The following is a 14,819-nucleotide window of genomic DNA, read 5'->3' on the forward strand; positions in this document are numbered from 1 at the left end:
ATGATCAGCCTTTCTTGTCGATCAGTTCCTGACGCGCCTGGCGGGCCTGCTCTTCCTCATACGTCGGGAAGTCGATATAGCCCCGGGCATCGCCGCCATAGAAGGTGGACGGGTCAAAGTCGGTCAGCGGCCAGCCATTTTTCATCCGCTCGACCAGATCCGGGTTTGACGTGTACGGGCGGCCAAAGACCGGCAGGTCGATGGTGCCGTCATTGACGAGCTTTTCGGCCTCGTTCTGGTCGAGATTGCCGGCCAGCATCAGATTGCCGTCATAAACCTCACGGAAACGCTTGAGATAGTCGCGCGGCATCGGCGCCATGCCCTGACCGCCCTGGTCGTGCAGATGCACATAGGAAAGCCCGCGCTTGTTGAATTCGCGCGCCAGGTGCAGATAGGTCTCGCCGTTGTCGTCGTACTCCGGCATATCAAAAAGCGTACCAAACGGTGACAGACGCACGCCGACGCGATGCGCGCCGATCAGGGCGCTGACCTCATCGACCACCTCGATCAGCAGACGGCAGCGATTTTCACGCGAGCCGCCGTATTCATCATCGCGGTCGTTGACGCCGGGATTGAGAAACTGCTCGAAGAGATAGCCGTTGGCGCCGTGGATCTCCACCCCGTCGAAGCCGGCCTCGCGAGCGTTGACGGCGGCCTGGGCGAAATCGCGCACGAGGTCACGCACCTCGCGGGTTTCAAGCCGGCGTGGTGTGCTGGCCTTGAGCATGTCGGGCGTCCCCTGCTCGTTGTAGCCAAACGCCATGCCGCCGGGCTGATCGCTCGGGCCGACCGGTGATGCACCGGCGATCTGCACGGTCGTGTGCGAGACGCGTCCGACATGCCAGATCTGGGCGAAGAAGACCCCGCCGCGTTCATGTACGGCGCGAGTGGCCTTTTTCCAGCCCTCGATCTGGTCCGGCCCGTAAATGCCCGGGTTGTACAGATAGCCCGTGCCCTGACGCGACACCGGGGTGCCCTCTGAGATGATCAGACCGGCACTGGCGCGCTGGCGGTAGTAGAGCGCGCCCATTTCGCTGGGGATATCGCCCACGGCGCGTGAGCGGGTCATGGGCGCCATGACGATGCGATTATCAAGCGTAATACCGGCGAGATCGAAACGTTCAAACAGTGATGACATGATCATCCTCATTGTAAAGCGTCTGAACAAAAGGTGTTCAGCGATGATGTGTTGCCCGAAAGTCTAGTCGATCAGATGCGCGCTCCTGATAGTTTTCAGACATGTCTGCGATTGGAAAGAACAACATCCTCAGGGGGGACATGGCGGGTTCGATCATGGTCGAAGGATGAGGCTTGCGTCATACTGGCGGCATCAACGGCTGCCACAACGCCACGCTGCGACCACCTCAAGGGGCCGTGTTCTGGAGTTTTAAATGAGTGAACGTGCATTGAATATTGCGGTCGTCATGGACCCCATCGCCAGTATTGCCTGGAAAAAGGACACGACGCTGGCGATGCTATGGGCCGCCAAACGGCGTGGCCACAGGCTTTTTTACCTCGAGCCGGGAGATCTCTATCTCAAGGACGGGCGTGCCATGGGACGCCTGCGCGCGCTTGAGGTATTCGAAAACGACCCCGAGCATTATTACGCGCTTGGAGATGTCGAGGCCGGGCCGCTGGCACAGATGGATGTGATTCTGATGCGTCAGGACCCGCCGGTGGATGTCAATTTCACCAACGCCGTGCACCTGCTGGGTTTTGCCGAGCGCGAGGGCGTGCTGGTGGTCAACCCGACCCAGGCGCTTTTGACCTGCAACGAAAAGCTTTATGCCCAGCAGTTTCCCCAGTGTCTGGTGCCCAGCGTCGTCTCCTGCAACGACCGCGTGCTGCGCGAGTTTCACGCCGAGCAGGGCGACACCATCTTCAAGCCGCTGGACGGCATGGGCGGCACCGGCATCTTTCACATCGCCCCGGACGGGCGCAACATCGGCGCGGTGATCGAGCAGCTGACCCAGCGCGGCACCGAGCAGATCATGGCGCAGCGCTATATTCCCGAGATCAAGCAGGGCGATACCCGCATTCTCCTGATTGACGGCGAGCCGGTGCCCTATGGTCTCGCCCGCATCCCTTCGGCCGGTGAAGTGCGTGGCAATCTGGCCGCTGGCGGCCGCGGAGAAGCCCGCGAACTGACGGATCGTGACTACTGGCTGGTTGATCAGGTCAAGGACTCCATCAAGTCGCTGGGGCTGATCTTTGTAGGGCTCGATGTGATCGGGGATTACATCACCGAGATCAACGTCACCAGCCCCACCTGCGTACGTGAAATCGATGCCCAGAAGGGCACCGACATTGCCGGCATGCTGATGGATGCCATCGAGCGACGCTTCACCGCCTGAGGTGTTGACGCCACGCCGGGCGGCCAGTGTTACCATGCACGCATTCCCCGCCAACGGCGGATGAGCGTCGGCCATGGCCGTGCTCTCATGACCCATCGATCCACGCCCCTGCCGGCCGGCAGGGGCGCGCGCTTTTATCCGGGAGGCCCATGCAAGGCTTACGCGATCACTTTCTCATGGCGATGCCCCATCTCGAAGACGAAAACTTTGCGGGCTCGCTGACCTATATCTGCGATCACGACGACAACGGCACCCTGGGGCTCAAGCTCAATCAGCCCATGGAGCTCACGCTTGAGGCGCTGTTCGAGCAGCTTGAAATCGATGCCAGCGAGTGTCTGTCGCTGGATACGCCGGTGCTCGACGGCGGCCCGGTACATCGCGAGCGCGGCTTTATCCTGCACTCCGGCAGCCCCGAGCACTGGGATTCCAGCATTCGTACCGGTGAGAACCGGGCGCTGACCACGTCGATGGACATCCTGCATGCCATCGCCGCCGGTCGCGGTCCAGAGCAGTTTCTGGTCTGTCTGGGCTGCGTGGGCTGGGAGCCCGAGCAGCTGGCTCAGGAGATCAAGGACAATACCTGGCTGACCGTGGAGGCCAGCGATGAGGTGCTCTTTCGCACGCCTGCGCCGGCGCGTCTGGAGACCGCAGCAGGGCATCTGGGCGTGAATCTGAGCCTGCTCTCGCGAGAGGCCGGTCATGGCTGAGGGCGTCGGTCAGCGGCTGGTGCTGGCCTTTGATTTCGGCGTGCGCCGCATTGGCGTGGCGGTCGGCAATGAGCTGCTGGGCAGTGCCACGGCGCTTGATCCGTTGATGGCGCGTGACGGCATTCCCGACTGGCACGTGATCGCGCGCCTGATCGAGGAGTGGCAGCCCGACCTGTTCGTAGTCGGATTGCCGCTCAACATGGATGACACCGAATCCGAGATGAGCCTGCGTGCACGCAAGTTTGGCAATCGACTGCATGGCCGCTTTGGCAAGCCGCTGGAAATGTTCGACGAGCGCGGCACCACCCGCGCGGCCAAGGCCATCGCCCGCGACGAGGGCCATCGGGGCAACTATCGCGATCATGGCGTCGACGGCATCGCCGCCGAGCTGATCCTGACCGGCTGGTTCGAGCAGCAGGCCCACGGGGCGCGGCTCAACATCCCCACGCCCCGCTGACCCGCCTCCCGAGCCTGCCTTGTAAGTGATGACTTACTTCAGCGTCGTGAAGTCGGCATCATCGACCCCGATCCGATGCGGCGGTTGCCAGCCGACATCGCGAAGGTCGCGATCAAAGGTGTCCGCCACTCCCATGAGCGTGGCAAAGATGGCCATGCGCACCGGAATGCCGTTATCGGTCTGGCGAAAGATCGCCAGTCGAGGGTCGTCGTTGAGATCCACATTCAGGTCGTTGGCGCCGGGCCGGCTGTCTCGCGGCAGCGGGTGCATGGCAATGGTGTGCGTGCTGCAGCGCTGATCCAGAAAAGCACGATCCACGCTGAAATCGCTCGACAGGCTAAAACCCTCCACCATCTCCTGGGTAAAGCGCTCCTTCTGGATGCGCGTGGCATAGACGACGTCCACATCGCTGTAGTCGGCCTGCAGCGTATCGCGCTGGTTGACCCGGTGACCGGCGTTTTCGGCTCGATCGATCAGCTCCGAAGGCATTTCGAGCCCCGGCGGCGACACCAGCGTGATCTGCATCGGCGGATAGAGCGACAAGAGCTTCAACAGCGAGTGGACGGTGCGGCCGTATTTCAAATCGCCGGTCAGCAGCAGATGTGCGCCGGGCAACGCCTTGCCAAGCCGCTCGAACTCCTTGTTGATGGTGTAGAGATCAAGCAAGGCCTGGCTTGGGTGTTCACCCGGGCCGTCACCGCCGTTGATGACCGGCACGTGAGTCGCCGCGGCAAACTCGGCCACCGAGCCCAGGTCGGGATGGCGCATGACAATGGCATCGACATAGCCGCTGATGACGCGGCTGGTGTCATACAGCGATTCCCCCTTGGCCATCGAGGAGAAGGTAAACCCGGTGGTGTCACAGACACTGCCGCCCAGCCGGCTGAAGGCCGAGTGAAAGCTCATGCGCGTGCGGGTACTGGCCTCGAAAAAGAGATTGCCCAGCACGGCACCTTCCAGCACCCGGGTGATCTTCTGACGCTGGGCAATGGGCTCCATGCGCCGCGCCACGTCAAAGAGATGATCGACGTAGTCGCGGGACAAACTATCAACGGACAACAGATGGGCACTCATGGCACTCGCCTCTGGCTGGGAGGGACAAAGCCACACAGCAGGCACTGTGGGGCGCAAACGCGCGCTAGTGTAGCGCGACAGGCCCTTGCCCTTCACCGGGGATCAGGCGTGCGACAGACGCTTTTTCAAACAGCCTCTCTCTTTTGGCATGACAGGATGGGCGAGCGTTGAACGGCGCGCTACACTGCGCCCGCTTTTTTCCATCTGGGCGAGAGCCCCGCGTCAGGACGGCAATTACCCATGCAGGCACTGCTGGAATCCATTCTCGATGACGTAAGACCCCTGCTCGGCCAGGGGCACGTGGCCAGCTACATTCCGGCGCTGGCGGATGTTGATCCCCATCAACTCGGCATCGCCATGCTCGGCACCGATGGTGCGCTTTATCAGGCCGGGGATGCCGATACCCCCTTCTCGATTCAGAGCATTTCCAAGGTGTTCAGCCTGGTGCAGGCCATTTCACATGGCGGCGAGAGTCTCTGGGAGCGGCTGGGGCATGAACCCTCGGGTCAGGCCTTCAACTCGCTGGTGCAGCTCGAGTTCGAAAAGGGGCGCCCACGCAATCCCTTTATCAATGCCGGTGCGCTGGTGATCGCCGATATCAACCAGTCGCGCTACGCAGCCCCAATACTGTCCATGCGCGATCTGGTGCGCCGGATGACCAACAACGTTCATATCATTTCCGATCGGGTGGTGGCCGAATCCGAATACCAGCATCGGGCGCGCAATGCGGCCATGGCCTATCTGATGCAGTCCTTTGGTAACTTTCACAATGATGTGGAAGCGGTGCTCAAGAGCTACTTCCATCACTGTGCGCTCACGGCCAGCTGCGTGGATCTGGTACGCGGCTTTTCCTTTCTGGCCAACGGTGGGCGCTGCCTGCACAGTGACGAGCACATCCTGACGCCGCGCCAGACCCAGCAGGTCAACGCCATCATGGCCACCAGCGGGCTCTATGACGAGGCGGGCAACTTTGCCTATCGTGTGGGGCTACCGGGTAAAAGCGGCGTCGGCGGTGGCATCGTCGCGGTGGTGCCGGGGCGCTACAGCATCTGCGTGTGGTCACCGGCGCTCAATGCCAGCGGCAATTCGCTGGTGGGCATGGCCGTACTGGAAAAACTCAGCGAGCAGATCGGCTGGTCGGTGTTTTCCCCGCTTTCCTATTGAAGTTGCTGGCGTTTTCAACGGCGCCGGTACCACGATTCAGACCCTTCTTGAACGCATTGCAGGGCGCTCTACGCTTGGAGAGACGCGCCCTGCATCGTGTGCGCCGTGGATATTAACCCATGTTTCAAAAGGAGTTTGAACAGTGGCCAATTCAACCAATGCACCCCAGTCACAGCCCGGCGATGAACATCGCATGCGGGAGCAGCCGGAATATATTCGAGAGAGCTATCAGGGCACCGATAAGCTCAAGGGCCGGGTCGCGCTGATCACCGGCGGCGACAGCGGTATCGGCCGGGCAGTGGCCGTACATTATGCTCGCGAGGGTGCCGATGTCGCCTTCAGCTACCTTGAAGAGGATGACGATGCCGAGGATACCCGCACGCTGGTGGAAGCCGAAGGTCAGCGCTGTCTGGTCATGAAAGGTGATGTTGGAGACCCCGCCTTTTGCCGTGAGATGGTCGACAAAACCGTCAGCGAGCTGGGCGGGCTCAACATTCTGGTCAACAACGCTGCCGAGCAGCACGACTGGGACGACATTACGAAAATCCCCGATGAGCAACTCGAGCGCACCTTCCGTACCAATATCTTCAGTCACTTCTACACGGTGAAGCAGGCACTGGCCCACATGTCAGCGGGCGACAGCATCATCGAAAGCTCCTCGGTCAACGCCTTCAAGGGCAACAACACCCTGATCGACTACACCGCGACCAAGGGGGCCATTCAGGGCTTCATGCGCTCGATGGCCATGTCGCTGGTCGAGCGAGGCATTCGGGTCAATGCGGTCGCTCCCGGGCCGGTCTGGACACCGCTGATTCCTTCCACCATGGAGGATGAAAAGGTTGAAGGCTTCGGCGAGCAGGTGCCGATGAACCGTGCCGGTCAGCCCAGCGAGATGGCACCGGCCTATGTGTATCTGGCAAGCGAGGAGTCGTCCTACATGAATGGCCAGACCATTCACCTCAATGGCGGCGTTATCCTTAATACATAACATTACGATATAAATTACGTATAAAAACCCAAAGCCTGCGCCACCTCCCGTGGCGTGGGCTTTTTTCATGCGATACACATGACCTCTTACATTGATTCATGACAATATTTTCTGGTTAACCCGCATGAGATTATCGACAGGATTCAGCCTTGCCATCTCAAGGATTTTTTAACTGGATTGGCGATGATGCCTTCTCCTTGTTGCTTTTTACATTGAGCGTTAAAAACGTGGGGCGTAGTGAGCTTCATGCAAGGAAGTCTCGTTGATGCCATTTTTATCGAGCTTTTGATGGAAGGTTTTGTGCGTTTTTTGAGCAGGTTATATTTCGCTCAGTTATGGTTTTATCAAAAGGCCATTATTGTTACGTAATAAAATTTTATGATAGATGATTCAGCAGGCAGCCCTGAGGCTGCCCGCCTACAGTGCCTTGCGTCTCAAAACGCCGAGCTCGGCAGGCTTTGAAAAGCCGAGTTAGAGGCCAAACAGCCTGCGGGTATTGTCTCGGATGGTGTCGGCAATCTCTTCGGGGGACTCCTTGCGAATCTCGCACAGGCTCTGCCAGATATGGTTGATCCGCTCGGGGCGATTGGGTTCGCCCTGAAACCCCTGTACGGGCATATCCGGCGAGTCGGTTTCCAGCAGCAATGACGACAGCGGCAGGCGCGACAGGGTGCGACGGGTCTTTGAAGCACGCTCGTAGGTCATGGTCCCGCCCACGCCAATGAAGTATCCCGCCTTGATGAAGGCCTGTGCCTGCTGCTCGCTGCCGGCAAAACCGTGCACCACGCCGGTTCTGGGCAGATCAAGGCGCCGGAGATGCATGGCAAGCTTGTCGTGCGTGCGGCGCGAATGCAGGATCACCGGCAGGTCATGGCGGCGGGCGAGGCGCAGCTGGGCCTCCAGCAGAGCCTCCTGTCGATCAAATTCAGGGTTATCAATAAAGAGATCCAGACCGATTTCGCCGATGGCCACCAGCTTGTCGGGACGTTTTTCAAGCCAGGCCTCCAGCTGCTCGAGATGCTCGTCTTCGAACTCATGAATGGCCATGGGATGCACGCCAAGGGCGGCATATACCGGCGCATGATGCTCGGCCAGCGCCATCACGCCTGCAAAGCGCTCTGCCGTAACCCCAACAGCGATAATTTTCTCCACACCGGCCGCTTCCGCCTGCTTCAGGCTTTGCACCTCATTGCCGCAAAAGGGCGGAAAATCAAGGTGGCAGTGGGTATCCACGAACCCTGGGGTCATGTCATCGCTCCAGTCGTCGGTTCATTCGTGCCTGGCGTTGATTCCAGGACCCTGTCATGGCGCAGTGTAGCGCCCTGTCGCGCAGGACGAATTGCAGGGCAGTGGATGACGACTACGCTTTAGCCATTCGTCGTAATACGCGCATCGCAGGACGCGGATGGCCGTATTCGTCCATGGACGCGTGGCCGCGGCCATTCAATGACAGGGAGCGTGACCGTCATGGCAGAACAGATTCCCCCGCAGAAGCAGGACCGTCAGCCCGGTGTGGAAGGCGAAATGACCCCACCGGCCGAGTTCATGCATCCCGACTATCGCGGCAGCGCCAAAATGCAGGATCTGGTCGCTATTGTCACCGGAGGCGACAGCGGCATCGGCCGCGCCGCTGCCGTGCATTTCGCCCGCGAAGGCGCCGATGTCGCCATCATGTATCTCGATGAGCACGAGGATGCCGAGGCCACGAAGCAGATGATCGAGGCTGAAGGCCGCCGGGCGCTTCTGATCGCGGGTGACGTGGCCGATGCCGACTTCTGCCGCCAATCGGTTCAGAAGGTCGTCGACACCTTTGGCAAGCTGGATGTGCTGGTTAACAACGCCGCCCAGCAGGTGCTGCATCACCGCCCGGAGGAGACTTCGGATGAAGAGTGGCGCCGCACCTTTGACGTCAACATCCACGGCTATTTCTATATGGCCAAGGCCGCCCTCCCGCACCTGCGTGAAACGAAGGGGGCCATCATCAATACCACTTCCGTGAATGCCTTTGCCGGCCACGCCAACCTGCTGGCCTACACCACCACCAAGGGCGCCAATGCAGGCTTTACGCGCGCACTTTCGAAAATGTGTGTCGAGGATGGTATTCGCGTCAATCAGGTCGCGCCCGGCCCGATCTGGACGCCACTGATTCCTTCCACCATGGGGGCGTTCGACGAGAGTATTGTCGAGGACTTCGGCAGCCAGTCGCCGATGGGGCGCGCCGGTCAGCCCTCGGAGCTGGGGCCGGCCTACGTCTATCTGGCCTGCCGCGACAGCAGCTACGTGACCGGCCAGACCATCCACGTCAACGGCGGCATGATCGTCAACGGCTGAGCCAGGACAGGAAAGGAAGGCGTTATCCCGGCCCGCCCGGGGCAACCTTCAATGTAAAAAGGCAGGCATGAGGCCTGCCACGGTGTCGCCAGGGGCGACGCCGATCGAAAAAGGAGATTTCAGACATGGCAGATCAGTTTCCGGCACAGTCTCAGGATCGTCAGCCCGGCCTTGAGCATGAGATGACCCCGGCACCCGAGATCATTCGCGACGACTACCGCGGCAGCGGCAAGCTCGAGGGTAAAAAGGCAGTGATCACCGGGGGCGACAGCGGTATTGGCCGCAGCGCTGCGGTGCATTTTGCGCGTGAAGGGGCCGATGTGGCCGTCATGTATCTGGATGAGCATGACGATGCCGAAGAGACAAAACGCCTGATTGAAGCCGAAGGGCGCCAGGCGCTGTTGATCAGCGGCGACGTGCGCGACAGCCGCTTTTGTCAGCAGGCCGTCGATCAGGTGCTGGACGCCTTTGGCGAGATCAATATTCTGGTCAATAACGCTGCTCGCCAGGTGGTACGTCAGGACATTACCGACGTGCCCGATGAGGAGTGGCGCGACATCTTCGACGTCAACATTCACGGTTATTTCTACATGACCAAGGCCGTGCGCCCACATCTCAAGGCCGGCGACAGCATCATCAATACGACCTCGATCAACCCCTTCGTGGGCAACGCCATGCTGATGGCCTACACCTCGACCAAGGGCGCGATCACGGGCTTTACCCGCTCGCTGTCGGAATCGCTGGTCAAGGAGGGTATTCGGGTCAACGAGGTGGCGCCGGGACCGATCTGGACGCCGATCCAGCCGGCCACCATGGGAGATTTCGATCCGGGGCTCATGACCACGCTGGGGGAGAAGATGCCGATGGGGCGTGCCGGTCAGCCCAGCGAGCTGGGGCCTGCCTACGTCTTTCTGGCCTCGAAGGACGCCTCCTATATCAGCGGCCACTCGCTGCACATTAACGGTGGTGCCATCATCAACTAGGCGCTGTCACTCGGGTGCTGTGTTGAAGACGTTAAAAACCGCCTCCGGCTCGGCCGGAGGCGGTTTTTTGTACTGTCCGACATCAGGGGGCGCTGCCGGGCGCCGGTTCGTTGGCCGCCACGCGCTGTTCCTGCGGCCGAGAAGGCGGCGTCGGATCAGAGGCCAGCGGTTTCATTGCGACCGCGCCGGCCGGCAGCGTCACCTGCTGCGTTTCATCTATATCGGTGGCCGAATCGGCCAGCGACACCTGGTAGTCGCCGCCATCCAGATGCCACTGACGCTGAGCGCTGTCATAGCGGGCAAACTGGCGTGGGTCGATCTCGATGCTCACCGCTTTCGACTCGTTGGGGGCCAGCTCAAGACTCTGCCAGCCGCCCAGCCGCGCCGGTGAGCCATCGGGGGCGCGAACGTACAACTGCGGTGTGGCACGGCCCGTTCGATCCCCGGTATTGGTAACCGTAAAGTGTGCGGTCACTTGCTGTCCCTTTCGATCGAGTGTCAGCCCGTGACGCTTGAAGGTGGTGTAGGAAAGCCCATGGCCGAAGGGGTACAGCGGCGTTTTGCCCTCGCGTTCGAACCAGCGATAGCCCACATCGGCGCCTTCACGGTTGTAGTCGACATCGAAAAAGGCGCTGTTGCCGATGCTCAGTCCGGGTACCTGAGGACGCGGCAGCTGATCGTCATCCTGCGGGAACGTGACCGGTAGCCGGCCCGAAGGGTTTTTCTGGCCGAACAGGACACTGGCGATCGCCTCGCCGCCGCGCTGGCCCGGATACCAGGCTTCCATGATGGCAGCGACATCGTTGCGCCAGGGCATGGCCACCGGGCCGCCGGTTTCGAGTACCACCACGGTGCGCGGGTTGGCCTTTGCCACCGCCTCGATCAGCGCGTTCTGCTGACCCTCCAACGCCAGGCTCTGCATGTCCATGGTCTCCGAGGTCCACTGCTGGGCAAAGACCACGGCCACATCGCTGTCGCGTGCCTGGCGCACTGCCTCGTCAATGTCATCGCCAGAACTGAAGGTAACTCTTGAGTCGGGCGCGTGCAGCCCGATCGCCCCCAGTGGGGAGGATTTCGGGTACAGACGCTGGGTGTTGACGCCCTTTGGCGGGTTGAGATTCGGCAGGGCATCGCCGTCCATCGGCACGACAGCGGCCGAGCCGCCGCCGGCGATCACGGCGCGGTCGGCATGCGCGCCGGTCACGCTGATGCGCTTGTCGCGCGCGCCGTCCAGCGGCAGTACGTTGCGTTCGTTTTTCAGAAGCACCATGGCATTTTCGGCAATGTGCTGAGCCACGTCGGCGTTGGCTTTTTCGTCGATCGGCTCACGCGCAGGCGGGTGATCGACAATGCCGGCGGCAAAGTAGCTGCGCAGAATGCGATAGGCCATATCGTCGATGCGCTCGTGAGAAACCTCGCCACGCTCGACGGCCTTTTCCAGCGGCGCGCCAAAATAGACCACACCGTCAAAGTCCTCGGCGGCAGATTGCTGGTCCAGACCCGCATTGGCAGACGGGGCGCTGGAGTAGACCGCGCCCCAGTCGGACATCACAAAGCCCGGATAGCCCCATTCACCCTTGAGCACCTGGTTGAGCAGGTAGCCGTTCTGGCAGGCGTAGTCGCCGTTGACCCGGTTATAGGCACACATGGCGGCGCCTGGGTGGCTGTGTTCCAGCGCATAGCGAAACGACAGCAGGTCGGATTCCTGCAGGGCCTGATCGCTGATGTCGGCACTGAGCTTGTGGCGCCCGGTCTCCTGAGCGTTCATCGCAAAGTGCTTGATGGTCGACATCACGTGCTGGCTTTCGATGCCGTTGATCTTGGCCGCCGTCGTTAGCCCCGACAGCAGCGGGTCTTCGCCGGGCATCTCATAGTTGCGACCGGCGCGCGGGTCCCGTACCAGCCCGGCGGTGCCGCCCAGCAGCACGTTGAAACCGTAGTGGCGCGTCTCGCGCGCGATCATTTCGCCGCCCTGGCGGGAGAGCTCGGGTTGCCAGGTGGCCGCCGCGGCCAGCACCGACGGCAGCGCCGTGGCCTGCCGGTCCGGATCGATCCAGCCTGGGTTGGTCACGCCCAGGTCGGCATCGGTCTGCTGCTGGGCCGGAATGCCCAGCCGGCTGATGCCGGGCACAAACCCGGCCGAGCCAATGGCGCCGCGCACACGCTGTGATGCATCCATGGGTGCGGCAAAATCGCCTGCCAGCAGCTGCATCCTTTCGGTGGTGGTCATTTCGGCCAGCACGGCACGGGCGCGCTCATCGGCACTACGGGACTGATCCATCCAAGGGGCCTGGGCCAGACGCTCGTTCAGATTTTGTTCGGCCTGCGCCAGCCGACCGGGGCGCTGGTCAGGCACCGGGGGCATCTGCGTGGCCAGCACCTGAGCGCTGAACATCGCAGACAGCGTGATCACGGGCAAAAGAAAGCGTTGGCGCATGCGTAAGGCGTCTCCGAAAACAGAATGCCGGCCCGGGTCGCGGCGATCACCGGGCAATAAACGGTCAACAAGCGGACTACCTTAGTCGTATTCAGAGGGCTGTACTGTGTCAAAACGTCAGCATTTGCCAGCAATCATGAGCGACTGTGAGGCGGCGTCAGTGCACGCAACCGGGCCACTGTGCAAGAGAACAGCGGCCCGGCATTCAGGCGGAGGGCAAACCCTGAAAGGGCTCGGGTATCGAAGGCGTTCGAAGGTTAGAAAAATGTCGGCTCAACGGCGGTCACCGTGAGATCGTCATCCACCCACAGTCCCTGACGCCATTTATCAAAGGTCAGACACGGGTGCGAGGCGCCAAAGGCAATGATGTCTTCAATGTGAATGTCGGCGTCTTCAGGTACACGCAGAAAGGTGTGCTGATCCATGATGTGCACCACCTGCCAGTCGGTCACCTCGCGCACATATGCCCCATTCCGATACAGGCGCAGCGCCATGGGCAGGTCCGGGTCGCAGGAAATGTCCCGCTTGCCCATGGCCATGATCGCAAGCCCGGGCTCGGGCAGGGATTGCACCTGGGCGAAGACTTCGAGTGCCGGCTCGAGCGCGCCTTCAAGCTCCGGGCGGCGCTCGCTGACCGCTTCCATCGCCTCACGATAAAGACGATGGTCGTGGGCCACATAGCAGCCCGGCCGCAGTACCGGGGTGTAGTGCTTGCGCAGTTCGGCCTGGTCAAAGGCCTCGGCGATCAGGTCGAACCATTTTGATCCCGACGCCGTGACGATAGGCGCCGAGACGGCCAGCACGCCGCTGTCATGAAGATGTCTGACGGTATCCACCAGCCTCGCGCCGTAGGCCCGCACGTCCTCCAGCGCACTGTCACCGCCGATCATGCCCTCATAGCCCTCGATGCCGGCCAGGCTGAGTGCCGGTGCCTGCCGAATGGCTTCCACCAGTGCGCTTAGCTCCTCGCTATCACGCACGCCGCAGCGCCCGCCGGCCACGCCCAGCTCGATCAGCACCTGTAGTCTTTGGCCGCGGGCGGCGAAAAAGTCGTTGAGCGCGCGGACGTTATCGGCGTGATCCACCGTGCAATAAAAATCCAGACCCTCCTCGATCATCTGCGCGATCAGCACCATGTTGGCCTGCCCGACCAGCTGATTGGCCATGAGCAGACGTTTGACCCCGTGAGCAAAGGCCGCCGCGCACTGGGTCGCGGTGGCGAGTGTGATGCCCCAGGCGCCGGCCTCGATCTGACGCAAAAAGAGTGCCGGCATCATGGTGGTCTTGCCATGCGGGGCCAGGTGCGCGTGGTGGTGATCGGCGAAACGCTGCATCCAGGCGATGTTGTGCTCGATCACCCTCTGATGCAGCACCATCGCCGGCAGGCTTGCGCCTTCAAGCAGGGTGTTGCCCAGCACAGGGCTGCCCTTCTGGACGGCGGCTGACAGAGAGGGTGTCTTCATGATGCGACGCTCCTGATGGAATGTTGGTGTTGTTGTCATCGGGCGCCACAGGGCGCCGTTGAGTTCGTAAAGCGTTAGTGTCCGTCAAGGGTGCGGGCGGCGGTTTTCAGCGCCGTCAGCAGTTCGTTGCGACGTGCCTCACTGGCATCACGGCCAATGGTGAAACACAGCGTGGCATGGGCATGGCCGCCCTGATCGAGTACCGGCACCGCCAGGCAGCAGGCAAAGCTGTCGGCAAGTCCCTCGGTGATGGCGTAACCCTGCTCGCGGGCCCGCTCGATTTCGGTGAAGAAGTCTTCACGAACAATCTCGCGACCGTCCGGCAGGATGAAGTCCTCCGGCGGGATGAAGTCGTTGATCGCCTCAGGGGGCATCTCGCCCAGCAGGACTCGTCCCGAGGCCGTCCAGGGGATCGGAATACGCACGCCCGTATCGGCACTGATGCGAAAGGGGCGGGTGCCATTGTCATCCAGCACCACGGTGTACTTGTTGCCCTCCAGCATGCAGAACTGGCTGGTCTCGTTGAACTCGGCCGCCAGCTGGCGCAGCACGCCACGCGCGCGGCTGATCAGGTCGTTGTGGCGGGCGTAGTCCAGCCCGAACAGGTGCATGGCGCGACCAAAGAAGATGCGCCCGTCGCGGTCCACCTCCAGCCAGCCGGCCTCACTCAGGATGCTGACCAGTTCATAGACGCTTGAGCGTGGCGCACCGGTGGCCTCGACCAGCTCTCTTGGGGTCATGGGCGCCTTGTGACGATGCAGCTGGGTACACAGGTCGATCACGCGATCGACGCCCCGGGCGCGTTTGGCGGGCGGGGCCGCAGGGGCATTTGAAGTAGTAAAAGACTCCGACATGACTGCT

13 protein-coding genes are annotated in these 14,819 nt (G+C 61.5%); 7 read left to right on the forward strand and 6 right to left on the reverse strand.

The features are described from left to right. Positions 1–4 precede the first annotated feature (4 nt). Complete coding sequence (locus B9G99_RS07060) at positions 5–1,138, reverse strand: alkene reductase (RefSeq protein WP_086623350.1); 1,134 nt, start codon at positions 1,136–1,138, stop codon at positions 5–7. A 253-nt stretch (positions 1,139–1,391) separates the two neighbouring features. On the opposite strand from B9G99_RS07060, the gene gshB reads away from it, so the two are divergent. From gshB to ruvX, 3 genes are all read left to right on the forward strand, one after another. After that, positions 1,392–2,354 (forward strand): glutathione synthase, encoded by a 963-nt coding sequence (gene gshB / locus B9G99_RS07065; protein WP_086621417.1) that lies wholly within the window; start codon positions 1,392–1,394, stop codon positions 2,352–2,354. A gap of 149 nt (positions 2,355–2,503) precedes the next feature. After that, positions 2,504–3,061 carry a YqgE/AlgH family protein gene (locus B9G99_RS07070; protein WP_086621418.1) on the forward strand — a complete coding sequence of 186 codons (558 nt, stop codon included), beginning with the start codon at positions 2,504–2,506 and terminating at the stop codon, positions 3,059–3,061. Then, entirely contained in the window at positions 3,054–3,518 is a 465-nt protein-coding gene (gene ruvX, locus B9G99_RS07075) for a Holliday junction resolvase RuvX (RefSeq protein WP_086621419.1), read from the forward strand. The genes B9G99_RS07070 and ruvX overlap by 8 nt, the downstream gene beginning before the upstream one ends. Positions 3,519–3,551: 33 nt before the next feature. On the opposite strand, the gene pyrB is transcribed toward ruvX, so the two are convergent. Then, the gene (pyrB, locus tag B9G99_RS07080; RefSeq protein ID WP_086621420.1) at positions 3,552–4,592 is read right to left on the reverse strand and encodes an aspartate carbamoyltransferase; all 1,041 of its coding nucleotides are present in this window, start codon (positions 4,590–4,592) and stop codon (positions 3,552–3,554) included. Positions 4,593–4,832: 240 nt separating this feature from the next. Here pyrB and glsB point away from each other — a divergent pair, with 240 nt between their 5' ends. Together glsB and B9G99_RS07090 are read left to right on the forward strand one after the other, a co-directional pair. Further along, positions 4,833–5,756, forward strand: a complete 924-nt coding sequence (gene glsB, locus B9G99_RS07085) for a glutaminase B (protein ID WP_086621421.1) — start codon at positions 4,833–4,835, stop codon at positions 5,754–5,756. A gap of 142 nt (positions 5,757–5,898) precedes the next feature. After that, a complete protein-coding gene (locus B9G99_RS07090; protein ID WP_227875972.1) occupies positions 5,899–6,744 on the forward strand; it encodes an SDR family oxidoreductase in 846 nt (281 codons plus the stop codon). Between the two features lie 471 nt (positions 6,745–7,215). Here the strand turns inward: B9G99_RS07090 and B9G99_RS07095 are convergent, their stop codons facing one another. Beyond that, a complete protein-coding gene (locus B9G99_RS07095; protein WP_086621422.1) occupies positions 7,216–7,992 on the reverse strand; it encodes a TatD family hydrolase in 777 nt (258 codons plus the stop codon). A 219-nt stretch (positions 7,993–8,211) separates the two neighbouring features. Between B9G99_RS07095 and B9G99_RS07100 the strand changes: the two genes are divergently transcribed. Continuing rightward, positions 8,212–9,075: an SDR family oxidoreductase gene (locus tag B9G99_RS07100; protein WP_086623352.1), complete on the forward strand. Its 864-nt coding sequence runs from the start codon at positions 8,212–8,214 to the stop codon at positions 9,073–9,075. A 125-nt stretch (positions 9,076–9,200) separates the two neighbouring features. Further along, positions 9,201–10,058 carry an SDR family oxidoreductase gene (locus tag B9G99_RS07105; protein WP_086621423.1) on the forward strand — a complete coding sequence of 286 codons (858 nt, stop codon included), beginning with the start codon at positions 9,201–9,203 and terminating at the stop codon, positions 10,056–10,058. Positions 10,059–10,140: 82 nt separating this feature from the next. On the opposite strand, the gene B9G99_RS07110 is transcribed toward B9G99_RS07105, so the two are convergent. The 3 genes from B9G99_RS07110 to B9G99_RS07120 all read right to left on the reverse strand — a co-directional run bounded on the left by B9G99_RS07110 (position 10,141) and on the right by B9G99_RS07120 (position 14,812). Then, positions 10,141–12,495, reverse strand: a complete 2,355-nt coding sequence (locus B9G99_RS07110) for a beta-glucosidase family protein (RefSeq protein WP_086621424.1) — start codon at positions 12,493–12,495, stop codon at positions 10,141–10,143. 257 nt (positions 12,496–12,752) lie between these two features. Next, positions 12,753–13,958 (reverse strand): amino acid deaminase, encoded by a 1,206-nt coding sequence (locus B9G99_RS07115; protein ID WP_086621425.1) that lies wholly within the window; start codon positions 13,956–13,958, stop codon positions 12,753–12,755. A gap of 74 nt (positions 13,959–14,032) precedes the next feature. Further along, a complete protein-coding gene (locus B9G99_RS07120; protein WP_086621426.1) occupies positions 14,033–14,812 on the reverse strand; it encodes an IclR family transcriptional regulator in 780 nt (259 codons plus the stop codon). Positions 14,813–14,819 lie beyond the last annotated feature (7 nt).

It is taken from the genome of Kushneria konosiri, assembly GCF_002155145.1.
Lineage (GTDB): Bacteria > Pseudomonadota > Gammaproteobacteria > Pseudomonadales > Halomonadaceae > Kushneria > Kushneria konosiri.

What these genes read in the sequence shown, in the direction of transcription:
- B9G99_RS07060 (WP_086623350.1), bottom strand. Translation starts at nt 1,138, where the DNA reads ATGTCATCACTGTTTGAACGTTTCGATCTCGCCGGTATTACGCTTGAT.
- B9G99_RS07120 (WP_086621426.1), bottom strand. Translation starts at nt 14,812, where the DNA reads ATGTCGGAGTCTTTTACTACTTCAAATGCCCCTGCGGCCCCGCCCGCC.
- B9G99_RS07095 (WP_086621422.1), bottom strand. Translation starts at nt 7,992, where the DNA reads ATGACCCCAGGGTTCGTGGATACCCACTGCCACCTTGATTTTCCGCCC.
- gshB (WP_086621417.1), top strand. Translation starts at nt 1,392, where the DNA reads ATGAGTGAACGTGCATTGAATATTGCGGTCGTCATGGACCCCATCGCC.
- ruvX (WP_086621419.1), top strand. Translation starts at nt 3,054, where the DNA reads ATGGCTGAGGGCGTCGGTCAGCGGCTGGTGCTGGCCTTTGATTTCGGC.
- B9G99_RS07105 (WP_086621423.1), top strand. Translation starts at nt 9,201, where the DNA reads ATGGCAGATCAGTTTCCGGCACAGTCTCAGGATCGTCAGCCCGGCCTT.
- pyrB (WP_086621420.1), bottom strand. Translation starts at nt 4,592, where the DNA reads ATGAGTGCCCATCTGTTGTCCGTTGATAGTTTGTCCCGCGACTACGTC.
- B9G99_RS07070 (WP_086621418.1), top strand. Translation starts at nt 2,504, where the DNA reads ATGCAAGGCTTACGCGATCACTTTCTCATGGCGATGCCCCATCTCGAA.
- glsB (WP_086621421.1), top strand. Translation starts at nt 4,833, where the DNA reads ATGCAGGCACTGCTGGAATCCATTCTCGATGACGTAAGACCCCTGCTC.
- B9G99_RS07115 (WP_086621425.1), bottom strand. Translation starts at nt 13,958, where the DNA reads ATGAAGACACCCTCTCTGTCAGCCGCCGTCCAGAAGGGCAGCCCTGTG.
- B9G99_RS07110 (WP_086621424.1), bottom strand. Translation starts at nt 12,495, where the DNA reads ATGCGCCAACGCTTTCTTTTGCCCGTGATCACGCTGTCTGCGATGTTC.
- B9G99_RS07100 (WP_086623352.1), top strand. Translation starts at nt 8,212, where the DNA reads ATGGCAGAACAGATTCCCCCGCAGAAGCAGGACCGTCAGCCCGGTGTG.